Annotated in this window: 19 protein-coding genes; 14 read left to right on the top strand and 5 right to left on the bottom strand. The window is 48.3% G+C overall.

Translation table 11 applies throughout. The features are described 5' to 3' along the window. Positions 1 to 206: 206 nt before the first annotated feature. The 5 genes from ACTHR2_RS09710 to ACTHR2_RS09690 form a co-directional block, all read right to left on the bottom strand. Positions 207 to 1124, bottom strand: a complete 918-nt coding sequence (locus ACTHR2_RS09710) for a ParB/RepB/Spo0J family partition protein (protein WP_127308536.1) — start codon at positions 1122 to 1124, stop codon at positions 207 to 209. 5 nt (positions 1125 to 1129) lie between these two features. Next, positions 1130 to 1885: a ParA family protein gene (locus ACTHR2_RS09705; protein WP_127308535.1), complete on the bottom strand. Its 756-nt coding sequence runs from the start codon at positions 1883 to 1885 to the stop codon at positions 1130 to 1132. 335 nt (positions 1886 to 2220) lie between these two features. Then, complete coding sequence (locus ACTHR2_RS09700) at positions 2221 to 2568, bottom strand: hypothetical protein (protein WP_108700298.1); 348 nt, start codon at positions 2566 to 2568, stop codon at positions 2221 to 2223. 618 nt (positions 2569 to 3186) lie between these two features. Next, complete coding sequence (trfA, locus tag ACTHR2_RS09695; RefSeq protein ID WP_108700299.1) at positions 3187 to 4068, bottom strand: plasmid replication initiator TrfA; 882 nt, start codon at positions 4066 to 4068, stop codon at positions 3187 to 3189. Positions 4069 to 4071: 3 nt separating this feature from the next. Next, positions 4072 to 4458 carry a single-stranded DNA-binding protein gene (locus ACTHR2_RS09690; protein WP_127308534.1) on the bottom strand — a complete coding sequence of 129 codons (387 nt, stop codon included), beginning with the start codon at positions 4456 to 4458 and terminating at the stop codon, positions 4072 to 4074. A gap of 59 nt (positions 4459 to 4517) precedes the next feature. Here ACTHR2_RS09690 and ACTHR2_RS09685 point away from each other — a divergent pair, with 59 nt between their 5' ends. The 14 genes from ACTHR2_RS09685 (at position 4518) to ACTHR2_RS09620 (ending at position 16695) form a co-directional block, all read left to right on the top strand. After that, complete coding sequence (locus tag ACTHR2_RS09685) at positions 4518 to 4883, top strand: transcriptional regulator (protein ID WP_108700301.1); 366 nt, start codon at positions 4518 to 4520, stop codon at positions 4881 to 4883. A gap of 129 nt (positions 4884 to 5012) precedes the next feature. Next, complete coding sequence (gene trbB / locus ACTHR2_RS09680) at positions 5013 to 6011, top strand: P-type conjugative transfer ATPase TrbB (RefSeq protein ID WP_003701874.1); 999 nt, start codon at positions 5013 to 5015, stop codon at positions 6009 to 6011. A 101-nt stretch (positions 6012 to 6112) separates the two neighbouring features. Next, complete coding sequence (gene trbC, locus ACTHR2_RS09675; RefSeq protein ID WP_440375675.1) at positions 6113 to 6496, top strand: conjugal transfer system pilin TrbC; 384 nt, start codon at positions 6113 to 6115, stop codon at positions 6494 to 6496. Positions 6497 to 6500: 4 nt separating this feature from the next. After that, positions 6501 to 6818, top strand: coding sequence for a conjugal transfer protein TrbD (gene trbD / locus ACTHR2_RS09670; RefSeq protein ID WP_013085581.1), 318 nt, complete (start codon positions 6501 to 6503; stop codon positions 6816 to 6818). Beyond that, on the top strand, positions 6815 to 9379 hold the full coding sequence (locus ACTHR2_RS09665; protein ID WP_108700303.1) for a VirB4 family type IV secretion/conjugal transfer ATPase: 2565 nt from the start codon (positions 6815 to 6817) through the stop codon (positions 9377 to 9379). The genes trbD and ACTHR2_RS09665 overlap by 4 nt, the downstream gene beginning before the upstream one ends. After that, positions 9379 to 10086 (top strand): VirB8/TrbF family protein, encoded by a 708-nt coding sequence (locus tag ACTHR2_RS09660; protein WP_101141779.1) that lies wholly within the window; start codon positions 9379 to 9381, stop codon positions 10084 to 10086. Before ACTHR2_RS09665 ends, ACTHR2_RS09660 begins: the two co-directional genes overlap by 1 nt. A gap of 12 nt (positions 10087 to 10098) precedes the next feature. Then, positions 10099 to 10965 carry a P-type conjugative transfer protein TrbG gene (gene trbG / locus ACTHR2_RS09655; protein ID WP_440375674.1) on the top strand — a complete coding sequence of 289 codons (867 nt, stop codon included), beginning with the start codon at positions 10099 to 10101 and terminating at the stop codon, positions 10963 to 10965. Beyond that, entirely contained in the window at positions 10962 to 11372 is a 411-nt protein-coding gene (locus ACTHR2_RS09650) for a conjugal transfer protein TrbH (protein ID WP_440375673.1), read from the top strand. The genes trbG and ACTHR2_RS09650 overlap by 4 nt, the downstream gene beginning before the upstream one ends. Before the next feature lie 3 nt (positions 11373 to 11375). Further along, the gene (locus ACTHR2_RS09645) at positions 11376 to 12818 is read left to right on the top strand and encodes a TrbI/VirB10 family protein (RefSeq protein ID WP_440375672.1); all 1443 of its coding nucleotides are present in this window, start codon (positions 11376 to 11378) and stop codon (positions 12816 to 12818) included. A gap of 12 nt (positions 12819 to 12830) precedes the next feature. Next, positions 12831 to 13592, top strand: coding sequence for a P-type conjugative transfer protein TrbJ (trbJ, locus tag ACTHR2_RS09640; protein WP_101117564.1), 762 nt, complete (start codon positions 12831 to 12833; stop codon positions 13590 to 13592). A 24-nt stretch (positions 13593 to 13616) separates the two neighbouring features. Further along, positions 13617 to 13847: an EexN family lipoprotein gene (locus ACTHR2_RS09635; RefSeq protein WP_101117566.1), complete on the top strand. Its 231-nt coding sequence runs from the start codon at positions 13617 to 13619 to the stop codon at positions 13845 to 13847. Positions 13848 to 13857: 10 nt separating this feature from the next. After that, positions 13858 to 15531, top strand: coding sequence for a P-type conjugative transfer protein TrbL (gene trbL, locus ACTHR2_RS09630; RefSeq protein ID WP_108700306.1), 1674 nt, complete (start codon positions 13858 to 13860; stop codon positions 15529 to 15531). After that, positions 15524 to 16096, top strand: coding sequence for a TrbM/KikA/MpfK family conjugal transfer protein (locus ACTHR2_RS09625; RefSeq protein ID WP_127308528.1), 573 nt, complete (start codon positions 15524 to 15526; stop codon positions 16094 to 16096). The genes trbL and ACTHR2_RS09625 overlap by 8 nt, the downstream gene beginning before the upstream one ends. Further along, complete coding sequence (locus tag ACTHR2_RS09620) at positions 16096 to 16695, top strand: conjugal transfer protein TrbN (protein ID WP_108700308.1); 600 nt, start codon at positions 16096 to 16098, stop codon at positions 16693 to 16695. The genes ACTHR2_RS09625 and ACTHR2_RS09620 overlap by 1 nt, the downstream gene beginning before the upstream one ends. Positions 16696 to 16762 lie beyond the last annotated feature (67 nt).

Below are 16762 nucleotides of genomic sequence, written 5' to 3'. Positions count from 1 at the left end.
TTAAAAAATATGCAAATGATTCTAACAGAATAGTCTTTAATATACCCCCCCCCCCCCCGTTAAATATTTGATTTTTAAACAATTTAATTTAACGAAGCATAAGCAGCCTGTCGGTTCGGCATTTTGCATATTTCGTCTGATGTCAAACCGGTAGGCCGTTAAGACGGATAGATAATATTATAATGAACTTTCGGTACGAAAACAGATTATCCCTCGATAACCGCAACAATCCCGGAAATTTCTTTGCAGGGAACAGATTCTGTTTCGCCGGACTCTTCAAACTTAACCCATACTTCATCCCCGGACAATCCGCGCCTGTTCAAAACCAGCCTTGCCAGTTGGCCTTGATACATTACCTGCACAATGGCTTTTTTCAGTTTGTCGGGATCTTCCGGCTTTTTCTCTTTCGCTTTTGCCTTGGATGGCTTTTCATGATCGGCATCAGCAGGATTTTTAGGATCCGAGTTTAAAAACTCTTTCAAATTCCTGACCGCACTGCGGGTAATCTCGTCTTCGTTGGACAATAAATCTTCCACCGCTTCCGGTTCTTTTTTGTACAGTGAGTTCAGGTCATTGATTACCGTCAAATCGGATACTTTCCCCGAGTTGAAAGCATTGGCCAGAGGTTCGGGTAAGTCCAGCAGGCTTGCGTGCTGGGTAACAAAAGCAGGGGATTTACCCATTTTTTCGGCAATCTGTCCCTTTTTCATCCCCTCTGCCAGTAATCGGCCGATTACATCGGCGATTTCCCTTGACGTTAAATTGTCGCGCTGGATATTTTCGACAGCCTGATCGATCAGGCTGTAATCCTGATCTATGTATGCGGGAATATCGCTCAATCCTGCCAGCAGCGAAGCCCTGTAACGCCGTGCGCCGTGGTTGATGACATATACCCCTTCTTCGGAACTTTGACGCACCGATATGGGTGTTTTCACGCCTCTCTCCAAAATGCTGTTGGCCAGTTCCTGAATTTTCCCCTCGTCAAATTCTTTTCTTGGTTGATCGGGATCTTCTTTGATTGAAGCAAGGGGCAGGCGCAGCGGCTTCCCTGATGAGACCTCTGCATTACCCAAAAGTTCGCTGAGATTGCCGATGTTTTCCAACCCAAAATTACTGTTATTCATACATTTTACCCCTGCATTTTGTTTAAAACATAGTTAGAAACGGCCTTCATTTCCTGCGCCGCCTTTCTTGCTGCCGTTTTCTTGATTTTCCAAACCGGCAGGCTGGAAGACAACGCATCTGCGATACTGCTTCTCAATCCGATAATATACGGTATTACAATTTCATTATACTGCATTTTAATTTCCTCCAAATGCCTTTTATGGCGCGGATTTCTCATATCGACCTTACTTGGCAAAATACCTAAAAAAGACAATTTGCTGTTTACTTTTCTGATATTGCCTATTGTTGCAGCCATCTGTTTGATTCCTTGTAGGCTGTATGTTTCCAACTCAATTGGGCACAGAACATAATCTCCGGCCGCCAGTGCAGCCGCCAACGTGTTGCCCAAACTGGGCGGAGTGTCAATAATACAGACATCGAATTGCCCACCCGCTTTTAATTTGCCGATGTTTTGCGTAAAAAACTGAACAGCGTTTTGTAAAGTCATATTCTGCACATTAGCCAAATCGTTTGTCGCTGGAGCAAGAACTAGCGAAACGTTACTGGGCATGTGTAAATCCGCGTCTTTCATATTTCCAAACAGACGGCCGGAACCGAAAATACATGTTTTATCCCGAAGAGAGTAACTCGCGTTACCTTGGGTATCTAAATCAATTACCAAAACCCTCAGTCCAACTGTTTCCATATGCCAAGCAAGGTGAAGCGACACAGCCGTTTTTCCTACTCCGCCCTTTTGATTTGCCACCACTAAAATCTTCATTCCTACACCTCATATCTTATTTCTGAAAGCGATAACAAAAGTGAGCCATCCCATTACGATACCGAACGTCAAGATAAATTTGCCGATGTAAATCCACGAATCAGCCATATTCCAGTGGTACAGCATTTGGCACAAAACATAGAAACTGTACATCCAAGCAAACCACCGGATTGGGAAAAGCAGATAAGCGATGGCTAGCACCATATAAACTACTTCAAACAGTTTTTTTCCAACTTCAGATTTGATTCTGCCCATAGGAACCTCCGTTCGGTATGGTCTATATAATAGGATAAATTATCCTAATTGTCAAGTAATTTTAGCGGCTAAAATTCCATTTACCAAAATTTCTCAATACCCACATATAAGCTCAACAAAACCCAATAAGCATATGTGATGGACGACTCCCCGCTGATAAATCTCCTAAACGCTCGACCGTTTGTATCTTTCAAACCCAAATATTCGCTAACTTGTTTTTGGGTCATTCCAGTTGCCGACCATAACTCTTTAACCTCATCAGCGGTAGGGACTGCCCATTGCGGAAACCGTTGGAAACATTCCGGCCGGATATTCAGATCTTTTTTTTGTGTTAAGCCATATTCTTCAATATTTTGAATATGCCATTTGTTTGCTTGGAATGCTTGATAGGGAGTAAGTAATACGGTAGTCGAAATTAAAGTAGCCATTGGGAATTTCTCGGAAATTTATCCTTGGAGTTAAATAAAGGAATCTAAATCGCCCGTAGGGCGACAGACGAATTTTATGAAATTATCTAAAATCGCCGTAGGCGACAGCAAATTGATAAAAATCGGCTTTTCGGCCGCGAAATATGGTTATAAATGGTTAGATAATGGTTAGGGCAAAAAAAATCGTTTTTTTTCAATTAAGATTCAGTATGTTGCGAACATGGTAGCATGTGTAAATCCGTGTTTTAGCATGTGTAAATCCGCGATTTGGCATGTGTAAGTCCGCAAGGGAATTAGGATATTTTGTCCTAAAAGCATGTGTAAATCCGCAGAATTTGCCTATATTTTAGGCATTATCGAATATTATCCACAACTTATCCACAGATTTGATTTTTAAAATAGATTTTTTATATTTATTTTCCCTTTTTATTTTTTAATATTTATCGCATATTTTGACCTGCATATTTTTGTATTTTTGTCAACCTAGCCATCGGCATGTGCAAATCCGCACTTGGCATGTGTAAGTCCGCAAACAGGGGAAATTTGCTGTTTTTAGGCATGTGTAAGTCCGCAAATGGTCTATTTGTGGCATGTGTAAATCCGCGCTTGTGGATAATTTTAACGCTCGACGATAATCTTCCCGGACAATACAAAGGCAGTTTTTACTAACTGCGCCTCTATGAGCTCGACGCAAATCTTTTTAGCATTTTGATTTTGCGTTTTCACTGGGGAGTTGATTTGGTCGCTGCCGCACATTGCTAAAAATGCAGGAATAGGTATGGGATTGGGGTGTTTGTGACTAAAGATATAATCGGTGAGCCGCCTGGCCATTGGAGAAAGTTTTTTGTATTGACTCCAAGGAATGTTGGAAAATGTGTTTCCTGCAAAAAGTACGATTAGGTTTTTATCGATGCTGACTTTGTAACGTGTCGGTTCGCCTTTGATGTTTTCAATTCCGACATAATTGTCGATAAGGGAAATACCTCCGCTGACGCCGTAGGTGTTGCCGTTTTTGATATAGATCTCTGTCGCTTTCATTCTGCTCAAAGATTCCCGGACACGTTTATAATAGGCTCCGCTGGGATCCCATCCGATGTCCTTAATAAGCTGCCTGATGTCAAATTCGATGTAATTCCCTAGAGGCAAACGACGGCAGTAATCTACAAGCTGCATCCATATCAGCTCGTCATCCACTGAACGGAGCTCGATGCCTGTGTAAAGGATCTCTACTTTTTCTGAGATATGGAAAAGTTTTTCACGGGAGAAAGTTTTTCTCGGCACCCGATGATTTCTTGCTGTAAACAAACATGAACGGGCGAAATCGTTCGGCATCACTCTATGCTTTGAACCAAAAATAGTATTCCCGAACAAATCCTCTATAATAAGGTTGTCGTCTGTCGGAATGCCTTTTGATTTCAAGTATTCTTCCCTTTGGGCTTCATCCCTGCGTTCGGCGACTAAATTCAAATAAGGATGGAGCACTTCCTGAACATTCTTCATAATTTATCCTAAGTCTTGTTCGGGGTCGTAGATAAATGAGGGAGGGGCTGATGATTCTTCTTGTCCGGCAGGAGGTTTGAGGCTACTGTATTCAATACGGCTGGCAATCATCTGGTCTTTATAGATTTTTTGGCCATTTTTTTCATAATTGTTATTGCTTATCCTTCCTTCTATCAGAATAAGGGAACCTTTGCCGCAATACCTGACGGCGTTTTTGGCCTGTTCTCCATATACATCTATCCAAAAATAGTTTGTGGCCTCAACCTTCTTCCCATCCTTGGTGTACGAATAGTTTTCTGCCAAAGGAATACTGGTTGTAAAAACTCCTGTTGCAGTTTGCTCCAGAGTCAAATCTTTGGTTGTTCTGCCTGAAATGATGAATTTATTCATTCTGTCTCCTAGGTTGCTTTGCTATACTTACGGTTAAAAATTTTAGCGGCTAAAATTTCATGAGTTATTCGAAAATATTCTTCACTAATGTTCTGCGTCTTGCATCCGAAAAGAATCTGTCCCATCAAGATTTGGCAGAAAGGGCGAATTTGTCCCCGTCTTCAATGTCGGGAATTACAAGAGGGCAGGGCAATCCGACATTGGAAACCATGTCGGCCATTGCTTACGCCCTTGATGTCCCGTTGAGCTATTTGCTCGAACACCACGATCTTGACCCAGAGAGTCTTTCCCTGCTAGACGGGAGTCAATCGACACTCCCGCCGAATTACGAGAAGATTACAGTCATTTTGCCGCGTTATAAGGCGTTCCAAGTTAAAAAGTGGAACGATGATGCCTTAAAGGCTTTGGCAAAAGAAACCAAATAACAACATTTATTAGGTTATTTTATCCCATATCTGACAGATATGGGCTTTTTTTTCGTCTCTTGAATAATTAGACTTTACATTTTATTGAATTCAATATATTGTAGCAACTCTATTGTATGGCTCTCTCGAATGATGGAAACGACAGAAACGGCAGACTCCCGCAAAGAACGGGCATTGAACAAACTAAAGCGCGATTTGGGAAATGAGTTTTTGGAAAAGTTTATGAATCCAAACTTGGTTGAAGTGATGTTCAATCCAAAACAGACCGGGAACGGGGTGTCTGTTTACTGGGAAGAGCAGGGCAAGGAGATGGTCTATGACGAGAGGCTGAGCGATTGGTTCAAAACCTCCCGCGTGGAAGCGGTTATTAAAACCGTTGCCGGTTATCACGGCAAAGTAATCACCGAAGACCTTCCTATCTTGGAGTCCCAATTTCCCATTGATGGAAGCCGCTTTACGGCCATCCTGCCGCCGGTAACCGCATCACCCTCTTTTACCATCAGGAAAAAACCTGCCCGTGTATTCACTTTGGATGAATATGTCTCAGCAGGAATCATGACGGAAAGTCAGCGGCAGACCATCCGCAATGCAGTCAGTGAGCACGGAAACATCTTGGTTATCGGCGGAACCGGTTCAGGTAAAACCACGTTGATTAACGCCATTCTCTATGACATGTCGGAGCAGAATCCCAACGAGCGTCTCTACATCTCTGAGGATACCGGGGAGATCCAGTGCCATTCGCAAAACAAAGTGCAGGTTTACACCACGGGAAGCATCGATCTGACCAAACTTGTGAAAACCGCGCTCCGTTACCGTCCCGACAGAATCATCGTAGGCGAAGTAAGGGGAGCGGAAGCCTTGGATCTTTTGGATATTTGGAATACAGGACACCCGGGCGGCATCGCCACACTGCATGCAAACAACGCCGCTTTGGGACTGGAACGCTTGGAAAGCCTGATTACCCGCAATCCTGCCCATCCGGCGGCAATACGGCCGCTGGTGGCGCAAGTGATCCATTACATCGTATCTATCGGTAAAGACGAGAAAACCGGCCGCAAAATACGTGAGATCATCAAAATCAAGGGGCTTGACGAAAAGTCGGGCAATTATGTGTTTGATTATCTTTAAGGGGGACAGGGAGGCAGTTTAGACAGCGGGATTGAATGCTGATTTTTTCATAAACAACGAACGATTTTTTAACAACCACGTTATACCTGTGAGGTAAATATATGACTCTGAGTCAATCGCAACAAAAATGGCTGTTCTTCATCGGACTGGCCGTCTTCTTACTGTTAATGTCCTCGCCCGCGCTCGCGTCGCAAGGGCAGGGCGGCGGTCTGCCCTATGAAAGCTGGCTGAACAATCTCCGCCAGTCCGTTACCGGCCCGGTGGCTTTCGCCCTGTCCATCATCGGCATTGTCGTTGCTGGTGGCGTACTGATCTTCGGCGGCGAATTGAACGCATTTTTCCGCACTTTGATTTTCCTTGTGTTGGTAATGGCTCTGCTGGTAGGAGCGCAAAACCTGATGTCCTCTTTCTTCGGTGGCGCGGAAGTTACCGCTGCCGTGCAGACCGCACAGCATTACCTTCTTCCCTTGGCGTCGAAAGGATAAAACCATGAGAGCCATCCGCACGATACCCATCCGCAGAGTGGCAAACCGTCCCAATCTCTTTTGGGGTGGAGATCGCGAGATGGTTCAGGTATCCCTTTTGATTACTTTTGTTTTAGTGGTGGCGGCGCAAAACACCTATGCTTTCGTAATCGGCTTGGTATTTTGGTTTTTTGCGCTTTACGCACTCCGGAAACTGGCTAAATACGATCCTTTGCTGCGTTTTGTCGGCCTGCGGTCGATTACCAAGTACAAACGTTTTTATCCGCCCCACTCCACACCATTCAGAAACAATACTTCAACCCAAGGAAACCGTTACAAATGATCATTGGGATTATCTCGGCCATATCGGTTTTGGGCTTGGTTCTGTGTACGGGTCTGTTCCTGAAAATCCGTGCCGTTACCAATGCCACCAAACTCAAACAGCACCGCTCGAAAGAAGAAGGGCTGGCCGATTTGCTGAATTACGCGGCCGTAATAGATGACGGCGTAATCTTAGGGAAAAACGGTTCCCTGATGGCCGCATGGATTTATCGCGGCAAAGACATGGGCAGCAGCACGGTAGCGGAACGCGAAGACGTATCTCTACGCATCAACCAGGCGTTTGTCGGCTTGGGCAGCGGCTGGATGGTACACGTCGATGCCGCACGCCGTCCCGCGCCAAACTATACCGAAGCAGGCAAAAACTACTTTGACAGTTACGTTACAGAAGCCATTGATAACGAAAGACGCCAGGCATTTGAAGCCATCGGCACCCTGTATGAAGGTTTCTTTGTCATTGTGGCCACCTATTTCCCGCCCTTACTGGCGGAAAAAAAAGTTGCCGAACTGATGTTTGATGACGACAACGCCAAGGAAGGCAAACGCGCCCAACAAGACCGCACGCTGTCCCATTTCAAACAGGCATGTGCGAATCTGGAATCCAACCTGAGTATTTCCTTGGAGTTGCACCGCCTTTGCGGCCATAAGGTCGTTTTAGAAGACGGTATGGAAATTACCCAAGACGATTTCCTGCGTTGGTTGCATTTCTGCATTACCGGCAAAAATCATCCGATCAACCTTCCGGCTGCGCCTATGTACATTGATAGCCTGATCGGCGGGCAGGAACTCTACACCGGCGTCGTGCCGATGATTGGCGATAAGTTTATCCAAGTCGTCGCCTTGGACGGCTTTCCGATGGAGTCCTACCCGGGCATTCTGACGCGGCTCGGGGAGATGCCTATCGAGTACCGTTGGTCAAACCGCTTCATCTTTATGGATCAGCATCAGGCGGTTGCCGATTTGGAAAAATACCGCAAAAAATGGAAACAGAAAGTGCGCGGTTTCTTCGATCAGGTATTCAACACCCATTCCGGCTCCATCGACCAAGACGCTCAGGCAATGGTGGATGATGCGGAAGCCGCTTTGGCCGAGACCAAATCCGGCTTGGTGGCACAGGGTTACTACACAAGCGTTGTCATTTTGATGCACGAAGACCGGGCTTTCTTGGAAAGCATGGCAAGGCAGGTGGAAAAAGAAATCAACACTTTGGGCTTCAATGCCCGCGTGGAGACGGTCAATACGATGGAAGCATGGTTGGGCAGCCTGCCCGGCCACGGGATCGAAAACGTCCGCCGCCCTTTACTGAATACGCTGAACTTCGCCGACATGATTCCGACCAGCAGTATTTGGACAGGCTTGGAGGAAAACCCCTGCCAGTTCTATCCGCCCAATTCGCCACCGCTGATGCAGGTTGTTACCAGTGGCTCCAGCCCGTTCCGCCTCGGTTTGCACGTCGGCGACGTCGGCCACACTTTGGTTTTCGGTCCGACCGGTGCCGGTAAATCTACCCTGTTGGCCACTTTGGCCGCTCAGGCCGACCGTTACCGGAACATGCGGGTATTTTCTTTCGACAAAGGCCGTTCGCTGGAAACGCTGACCCGCGCCGTCGGAGGATCGCACTACAACATTGGCGATGAGGACAACACGGCTTCCGGTTTGTCTTTCGCGCCCATGCAGCTTATCCAAAACACGTCCGACCGCGCTTGGGCGTTGTCTTGGGTAGAAGCGGTTATGGAATTGAACGGCCTCAAGGTTACGCCCCAGCAGCGCAACGAAATTGAAACTGCCATCAAAAACAATGCGGCCGAACAGTCTTATTCGCTTTCCGATCTCTCAAACACCCTGCAAGACGTAGAGATGCGCGAAGTATTGAAAGCCTACACCATCGACGGCTCGATGGGTTATCTACTCGATGCCGAACAGGACAGCCTGAGCTTCTCCCGCTTCACCTGCTTTGAGATCGAAGAGTTGATGAACCTGCCGGAAAAATACGCGCTTCCGATTATGCTGTATCTGTTCCGCAGAATCGAAAAAGCCCTGACCGGCGATCCCGCAGTCCTGTTCCTTGACGAAGCATGGATCATGTTGGGGCATCCTGTCTTCCGGGAAAAAATCCGCGAATGGCTGAAAGTGCTGCGTAAGAAAAACTGCCTTGTTCTGCTCGCAACCCAAAGCCTCAGTGATGCCGCCAACTCCGGCATCCTCGATGTCCTGAACGAATCCTGTCCGACCAAAATCTACCTGCCCAACGCCCACGCTAGGGAAGAGGACGCTTCGGAACTGTACAGGCGCATGGGCTTGAATGCGCGGCAGATTGAGATTTTGGCCACCGCCATTCCCAAGCGGCAGTATTACTACACCTCGCCTTACGGCCGCAGGCTGTTTGAACTGGCTCTTGACCCGCTGACATTGGCCTTTGTCGCCGTATCCGACCCCGACACCCTGAATGCAATGCGGCAGACGGCTGACCAATACGGGGAAGACTGGCCGATCCGCTGGCTGCAAAACCGGGGAATCAATATCCATAACTATGTCGATGTGGACAAATACAGAAGGAAACACTGATGGGACTGAAAGACATTTTTCGCGGCAGGGAAAAAGCCGACCGCGAAATGACCGAAAACCCCTATTTGAACGCCAGGAAACAATGGAACTTCATCATGGGCGACATGGTTTCGTCGCGCCTGCTGTGGCAGTGGGCGGGCATGACCGGCCTGCTGATCGGTTTGGGCGGGGTAGGGGGCATGATTTACCTCGGCAGCCAGTCGAAATTTATCCCTTATATCGTCGAAGTGAACAAATTGGGTGAAACCGTGGCCGTGGCCAGAGCCGACCAGCCTCAGGCAACCGATGAGCGGATTGTCCGCGCCATGCTCGGCAGCTTCATCGGCAATGCCCGTACCGTAACCACCGACATAGCCCTGCAACGCAAATACGTTCTCAATACCTATGCCATGCTGAATCCGAAAGACGCGGCCGCAGCCAAAATGAACGAATGGCTGAACGGAACGCCGGAGTCTTCGCCGTTCAGACGCGCGGAAAAAGAACTGGTCAGCGTGGAAATCAAGTCGGTGCTGAAACAAAGCGACAACTCTTGGCAGGTGGACTGGGTGGAAACTACCCGCGCCCATGACGGCAAATTACTCAAACCGCCTCAGAATATGCGTGCGCTGCTGAATATCTACTACGTTCCGCCGACAACAGAGCAGCAGATTATCGTGAACCCCATCGGCATGTTTATCCGTGATTTCTCTTGGTCTAACGAACTGTAACAAGGTACAGCAATGAAAAGACAGATTTTATCCTTGGCGTTAATCACCGCTTTGTCCGCTTCCGCCTTTGCCGACAGCTACGCCGACAAATATTTTGAAGACAGCCACAACCCGAAGCTGAACCGCCACGAACAAAAAGGCTTGGGTATCGCCAAAAACTACTCTTCTGACGGCAGGATGGCCGTCCCGCCCGTTCCCGGCGATAACGGCCGCATCACCTTTGCCTTCGGCTCTGATCCGTCTGTCGTCTGTGCCGTAATGCAGGTCTGCGACATTGCCTTGCAGCCCGGCGAAATGATTAACGATCTGCACGCCGGGGATACCGCACGCTGGAATATCACTCCGGCGATTTCCGGCAGCAACGGCAACGAAAGAATGCATATCTTGGTCAAACCGTTGGACGTCGGTCTGCAAACGACGCTTTTTGTGGCCACCGACCGCAGAACCTACCATATCCGCCTCAAATCTCACCGTACCCGCTATATGCCCGCCGTCGGTTTTTCGTATCCCGAAGACACCGCCGCGCGTTGGCGGGCGATCCGGGCAAACCAAGCCCGGCAGGCCGAGGCTCAGGTTCTGCCCACCGGAGAAAACATCCAAAACTTGGATTTCAACTACACCATCAGCGGCCACAATCCGTCATGGAAACCTTTGCGCGTTTATAACGACGGCACTCGCACCATCATCCAAATGCCGCCGACTTTATCCCAAGGGGAAGCCCCGGCCTTGCTGGTCGTCCGCAACGGCGAAAACACCTTGGTCAATTACCGGCTTCATGAAGACCGCTACATCGTTGACAGCCTGTTCGACGAAGCCATCATGATCACCGGCGTTGGCCGCCATCAAACCAAAGTCGTTATCAGACGGAGCCGATCATGAAATTAAATGTCCTGTCTGTTGCGCTGGCTTTGGCCGTTGGCGGATGCGCCACCGAGCAATACGGTTCTTTCGTCCGTTCAGACGCCGTATCCGCCTCAGTAACTCAAGATGTAGTGGAAAAACTCCAAGAAGAATTTCCGGCGGCCAACACCGTTTTCTTCCTGAACCGCAGCAAATCCGATACCTTCGGTACGCAACTGGATCAGGCATTGCGTGAAAAAGGCTTTGCCACAACCGCCCAACAGGGCGAAAACGAAAAATCACTGAATTACGTCTTGGATCAGGTTGATTCCGATATTTACCGGGTAATGATCTACATTGACGGCACGCCCTATTCCCGTGCCTACCGCCAAACCGAAAACGGCGCCGTGGTTCCGACCGGTTCTTGGACTAAACGTGGAGACTGAAGCATGAGCCAAAGCACCGAAGATCTGCTGAACGCATCCCGTTCCCCTTCGATCGCACCGGATACTTCCGGCCGTCGTCCCGGTGTGCGCCGCCTGAACAACATTCCGATCTATATCGTCGGCGGTGTTGTTCTCGGATTCGCCCTGCTGATTGCACTGGTGGCAGCAACTAAAGGCCAACAGTCTGCCGGGCAGGCAACGCAGGGAGACGGTAAGGATGCAACAAGAATGGCCGATTCCCTATTGAACGAACTGCCTCAGGAAGGCGGTCTGATTACCGCCAAAGCATCCGAACCGGCCATGCCCGCCCTGCCTGACGACATGGCGTCCGCGCCTGATTTACCGGCATCCGCGCCCACATCTTTACCGATGGTTCCCGATATGGCCAACCTTCCGGCCACACCTCCCGAAGTGGATCAGGAAGCGGAACAAATCCGGCAGGCAAAAGCGCAGATGTTCCAAGCAGCCCTAGCTGCCCCAACCAAAGTGGATGTCGTCGCATCGACTTCTCGCGGCTCATCCGGCCTATATACTGCTGCCTTATCTTCTTCCGGCTCAGGCACACCCAACCGTAGCGAGATGCTGGCTCAAATTGCCGAAGTGCAGCGCATGTCCGAGAACGCCGGTTCCAATCCCGCCGAAGTGGAGCGCGTTTACAACCAACAACTGGCCAATGCCCAACAGATGGCTGCCGCAGGTGGTCAGGAAAGCATACAAGGTGCAGGCGGCATGCCCGGCCTGAACACACCTCCGACTCCCGGCAATATCCCGAGACAAACGGCACAAAACGGTGGAAACAACTGGCGGCTTGACAGCCAAGTCGAACGTCCGAACGCCTATATGATCCGCAGTGGTGGGGTTATCCCTGCAACCCTGATCAGCGGCATCAATTCTGATCTGCCCGGCATGGTTCAGGCACAGATTTCACAAAACGTGTATGACACCGCCACCGGCCGTCATCTGCTTTTACCCCAAGGATCCCGCTTGGTAGGCACTTACAGCAGCGGCATCAACCTTGGCCAGCGCCGCCTGTTTATCGCGTGGAACCGCATTGTTTTTCCTGACGGTAAAGCCTTGGACATCGGCGATATGCCCGGAGCCAGCGGCGCAGGCTACGCAGGATTCAGCGACCGCATCAACAACCATTACGGCCGCCTGTGGGGCAATGCCTTGATGCTCTCCCTAGTCGGAGCCAGCATCACTTACGGCGTGGACAAAAACAGTAACAACAATAACAGCGGCAACAACAATAACGGTAATAACTCCACCGTGCGCGGAGCCTTGTCAGAGTCCTTGGGTCAGACCTTCGGACAGGCCGTATCCCAAAGTATTCAGAAAAACATGAATGTTTCCCCGACGTTAGAGATCCGCCCGGGGTACCGCTTCAATGTCATTATTACTAAAGACATTGATTTCTCTAAGCCCTATCGTTCCTTTGACTATTAACAGGAGAGCATTATGCAAAAACGTCTTTTAACCAAAACCAAGACCGTAGCCCTGTCTTTGGCCGTTTCCGTGTCCTTGGGGCTGTCCGCACCAGCATACGCAGGCATCCCGGTAACGGATGGCGGCAACATTGCCCAAAGTTCGGTCTCCGCCATTCAAAATGTGGCGCAAACCCTGAAGCAGATTGAGGAGTACCGAATCCAACTGAAACAGTACGAAACTCAGTTGCGGAACTCCTTGGCTCCGGCGGCTTATGTTTGGGATCAGGCCAACAAAACTATGGCCAACATGAAGGCCGCTGTCGCCCGCTTGCGAGCCTACAAACAGCAACTGGGCAACATGGAAGAGTACCTGAGCAAATTCCAAGCCGTGGACTTCTACAAAAGCTCCCCATGCTTTACCGCCAAGGGTTGCTCTGCGGCCGACCGCGCCAAACTCGAGCAAAACTACGCCCAATTGTCGCGCATGCAGAAATTATCTAATGACGGCCTATTAAGAAGCATCAATAACGAGATCGACTCCATCAGCAGAGACGCCAACACCTTAACCCAACTCCAACGAAACGCCCAATCGGCCACCGGTCAGTTGGAAGCGTTGCAACATGCAAACCAGTTCCATAGTGCCCAAGCGCACCAACTGCTTCAGTTGCGTAATATGATCAATACTGAAATGCAGGCAAATGCTGCTTATCGTCAAGGTCGTCTTGATCAAGAAGCTAGAGAAGCAGCAGCCGATAAGCGTGCTACTGGTTATGGAGCTTTTCGTATTCGGTAAATTAACCCATATAAGGAATCAACTATGAAGATCTTTGCTCTCTCTTGTGCTGCTGTAATAGTTCTGATTGCTTGCAGTCAGGAAACTTCTTCACATGATGTGGAATGGTATTTATCCCATCCCAAAGAGCATCAAGAACAGCTTAATAAATGTGGATCTGACCCAGGAAAACTAAGTGGTACAGCAGATTGTATTAACGCTGAAGCAGCAGCTGATAAGAGAGCAACAGGTTACGGTGTATTCAAGCCCAAATAAGTAAATAGTTATGAAAAAGTCAATTTACATATTATTCATTGTAGCAATTGGAATTTTATTATTTATTCCAGATATTGCTAATGCTGAAAGTGTTGGTGTATTTAGTGATGTTCAGGATCGTTTTGAGCAAGCAGTATCAAGAACATCAACTACCATAACCAACCAAGCAAATTGGCTTTTTTGGGTGTTAGCTGCTATTAGCTTGGTTTGGACAGGTATCACTCTTGTTTTCAGGAAAGGGGATATTTCTGATTTTTTTGCAGAATTCATCAGATTTATTATTTTTATTGGATTCTTCAATTGGCTCTTAAATAACGGTCATCAAATGGCAAAGGATATACTAAGTTCTTTTAGTACATTAGGTTCTTCTGCTATTGGAGAATCAGACACATTAAACCCTTCTGGAATTATGGATATTGGTTTTAATTTATGGGAAAGGACTTATCCCTCCGTATCAGAATTATCCCTTAAGCAAATTATTCCAGCATACTTAATAGTTATTGCTGTAGTTATTATTGTTGGGCTTATCGCTGTTAATGTATTACTGTTAAATGTATCAGCATGGATATTTGCATATGCGGGGGTTTTTGTGCTTGGGTTTGGAGGATCACGGTGGACTTCTGATATTGCTATCAGCTATTTTAAGCAGTTATTAAATCTCGGGCTTCAAATACTATCTATGATCATAATTGTTGGTATCGGAAAAACCTTTATTAGTGTAATGCTTGACAAGGTATCAACGTTTATCTTCTTTGATTTTGTAGTAATACTGCTTTGTGTGATTGTTTTATTGTATTTAGTAAACAAAATACCTCCTATGGTTGGTTCTCTCGCTGGGGGATTTGGTAATGGTGGAGCAGGCATGTTAGGTGGTGGTGCTGCTATGGCAGCTATGGCTATGACAGGCGGTGCATTGATGGGGGCAGCCACTGCCTTAAAAGCTGCTGGAATGGAGATGGCTGGGGCTGCTAAAGCTTTCTCTGCGGCAAAAAAAGGAGGAGATGATAGCAATAAAAAAGATAGCGCCATTGATGCAGTGAAAGGTGGTAATTCTGGAGACAATAGCTCTGCCCAAGACGGAAAGCCTCTTACCTCCGAGGCAGGGGAACCAACATCTGAAAGTAACAAATCTGAAACCGCTTCATCCGGAAATACCGGAACCAATAACAACGACTCCTCCCCATCAGGAGAAACAGCCTCAACATCAAGCTCTGAAGGTGCAACATCATCAAACAACGGTTCTAATGACGGATCAGCATCCAATGACGCAACTGGAAGTTCAGAAGAAAATACTATCTCCTCAGGATCTGCTTCTTCCAACTCAGGAGATACTGCTTCTTCTGAGAGTAAAAGCAATACTTCCGAAAACACATCCTCTTCATCAGTAGGAGAAAATGGCTCTTCTTCATCGGAGACATCCCAAGCGACTTCTGATTCATCAAGCAATAAAGGCAGTGGTGAAGATACAAATCAAATAGCCAGCACCGTGCCAAAAACCACCAATACTGGGGGAGAGAGCCCTCTTGCTGCTGCCATGGGCGGTAACAAAGTATCAAATTGGCAGGCTGCAAAAAAAGTTGTTGGAGGGCTTGTTAAAAACAAATGGAATAATGCCATAGATAACACCGCTGGCGGTCGGCTAGCTAACCAATGGAAAAACTCGGAAGGAGATGACAATGCTTAAAAAAACCCTTATCTGCATATTACTGGTCAGTACCGCCCACTTGGCCACGGCCGAAAGCCTCAACGATGCGCTGAACCGCAGCCGTTCGGGAAACTCGAACAACAGCAGGCCGCAGGTTGAAGACTTGTTCACCGGGGATGTAAAGCTGGCTTGTGAAGCCACTTTATGCCTGTCCACGGGCAACCGGCCGAGCGAATGCCAACCGGCCATCCACCGCTATTTCTCCATCCGTCATAAACGGATAGGGGATACCATCCGTGCCCGCCACAATTTCCTGCGCTTGTGCCCAGCCTCGAAAGAGCAGGGCATGCCTGAATTGGTCAATGCCATTGCTAACGGTGCCGGTCGATGCGATGCACGGGAACTGAACCGTATCAACCGCGCCACTTATATCAAACGGGTTTGGGTCGGCTCAAGACGGCATGGAGACTGGCAGGAAGTAAAAGTCCCCTATATCCGTAACGCCAAACCTTCATACTGCTCCGCCTACTTTGAAAACGGCTGGACTCAGCTTGGCACACGCTACGTCGGCGAAGAGAAAAACGGCGGGAAATGGGTTGACTGATGGTGTATGTGGCCGACCTGCCGCCCTTCATGCAAGAGCGCGTAACCTGCTCGATTGCTGCGGCTGAAAAATACCGCTTGCCGCCGCACTACCTGTTGGCTGTGGCCGAACGCGAAAACGGTCGTCCCGGTCAACAGGTACGCAATACCAACGGCACCTATGATGTAGGCGCGATGCAGATTAATACCGCCTATATCCGCACCCTATCCCGTTACGGTGTTACTCAGTCAGCCGTTGCCCAACCCGGATGCTATGCCTATTACTTGGCCGCATGGCGGATCAAGCGGCACATCGTTTATGATAGAAAGGGAGATATTTGGACAAAGATCGCAAACTACCATTCCTATACGCCTAAATACAACGCAATCTATCGCGCAGCCATCATTCGGTTGGCCGAAAAATGGGAAAGATGGCTTGCCGGTAGGCAATGGAATAACGCCAAGGGAAATACTTCCATACAAGCTGTTTCAGCCGTTCGGACAATTCGATCGCAACCATTGCCCAAGCAATATGTTTCCCCGACGACCGTATATGTTCCTAGAACAATCCGGGTGGTAGAGCGTTCCCCGGAGCCAGAGCCGGAAACCGTCCAAAACTAACAGTAAAGGCCGTCTGAAAAAGAGTTTCAGACGGCCTTTTATCAGATGTGCGATGGTTACGAATACA

It is taken from the genome of Neisseria sp. P0006.S004 (assembly GCF_051963015.1).
Taxonomy (GTDB): domain Bacteria; phylum Pseudomonadota; class Gammaproteobacteria; order Burkholderiales; family Neisseriaceae; genus Neisseria.
Note: the sequence above shows the minus strand (reverse complement) of the source record. Positions and strands in the feature narration are given on the sequence as shown.

Bases quoted from the DNA above. Each gene is read 5' to 3' on its own strand.
- ACTHR2_RS09710 (WP_127308536.1), bottom strand. From the start codon at position 1,124: ATGAATAACAGTAATTTTGGGTTGGAAAACATCGGCAATCTCAGCGAA.
- ACTHR2_RS09705 (WP_127308535.1), bottom strand. From the start codon at position 1,885: ATGAAGATTTTAGTGGTGGCAAATCAAAAGGGCGGAGTAGGAAAAACG.
- ACTHR2_RS09700 (WP_108700298.1), bottom strand. From the start codon at position 2,568: ATGGCTACTTTAATTTCGACTACCGTATTACTTACTCCCTATCAAGCA.
- trfA (WP_108700299.1), bottom strand. From the start codon at position 4,068: ATGAAGAATGTTCAGGAAGTGCTCCATCCTTATTTGAATTTAGTCGCC.
- ACTHR2_RS09690 (WP_127308534.1), bottom strand. From the start codon at position 4,458: ATGAATAAATTCATCATTTCAGGCAGAACAACCAAAGATTTGACTCTG.
- ACTHR2_RS09685 (WP_108700301.1), top strand. From the start codon at position 4,518: ATGAGTTATTCGAAAATATTCTTCACTAATGTTCTGCGTCTTGCATCC.
- trbB (WP_003701874.1), top strand. From the start codon at position 5,013: ATGATGGAAACGACAGAAACGGCAGACTCCCGCAAAGAACGGGCATTG.
- trbC (WP_440375675.1), top strand. From the start codon at position 6,113: ATGACTCTGAGTCAATCGCAACAAAAATGGCTGTTCTTCATCGGACTG.
- trbD (WP_013085581.1), top strand. From the start codon at position 6,501: ATGAGAGCCATCCGCACGATACCCATCCGCAGAGTGGCAAACCGTCCC.
- ACTHR2_RS09665 (WP_108700303.1), top strand. From the start codon at position 6,815: ATGATCATTGGGATTATCTCGGCCATATCGGTTTTGGGCTTGGTTCTG.
- ACTHR2_RS09660 (WP_101141779.1), top strand. From the start codon at position 9,379: ATGGGACTGAAAGACATTTTTCGCGGCAGGGAAAAAGCCGACCGCGAA.
- trbG (WP_440375674.1), top strand. From the start codon at position 10,099: ATGAAAAGACAGATTTTATCCTTGGCGTTAATCACCGCTTTGTCCGCT.
- ACTHR2_RS09650 (WP_440375673.1), top strand. From the start codon at position 10,962: ATGAAATTAAATGTCCTGTCTGTTGCGCTGGCTTTGGCCGTTGGCGGA.
- ACTHR2_RS09645 (WP_440375672.1), top strand. From the start codon at position 11,376: ATGAGCCAAAGCACCGAAGATCTGCTGAACGCATCCCGTTCCCCTTCG.
- trbJ (WP_101117564.1), top strand. From the start codon at position 12,831: ATGCAAAAACGTCTTTTAACCAAAACCAAGACCGTAGCCCTGTCTTTG.
- ACTHR2_RS09635 (WP_101117566.1), top strand. From the start codon at position 13,617: ATGAAGATCTTTGCTCTCTCTTGTGCTGCTGTAATAGTTCTGATTGCT.
- trbL (WP_108700306.1), top strand. From the start codon at position 13,858: ATGAAAAAGTCAATTTACATATTATTCATTGTAGCAATTGGAATTTTA.
- ACTHR2_RS09625 (WP_127308528.1), top strand. From the start codon at position 15,524: ATGCTTAAAAAAACCCTTATCTGCATATTACTGGTCAGTACCGCCCAC.
- ACTHR2_RS09620 (WP_108700308.1), top strand. From the start codon at position 16,096: ATGGTGTATGTGGCCGACCTGCCGCCCTTCATGCAAGAGCGCGTAACC.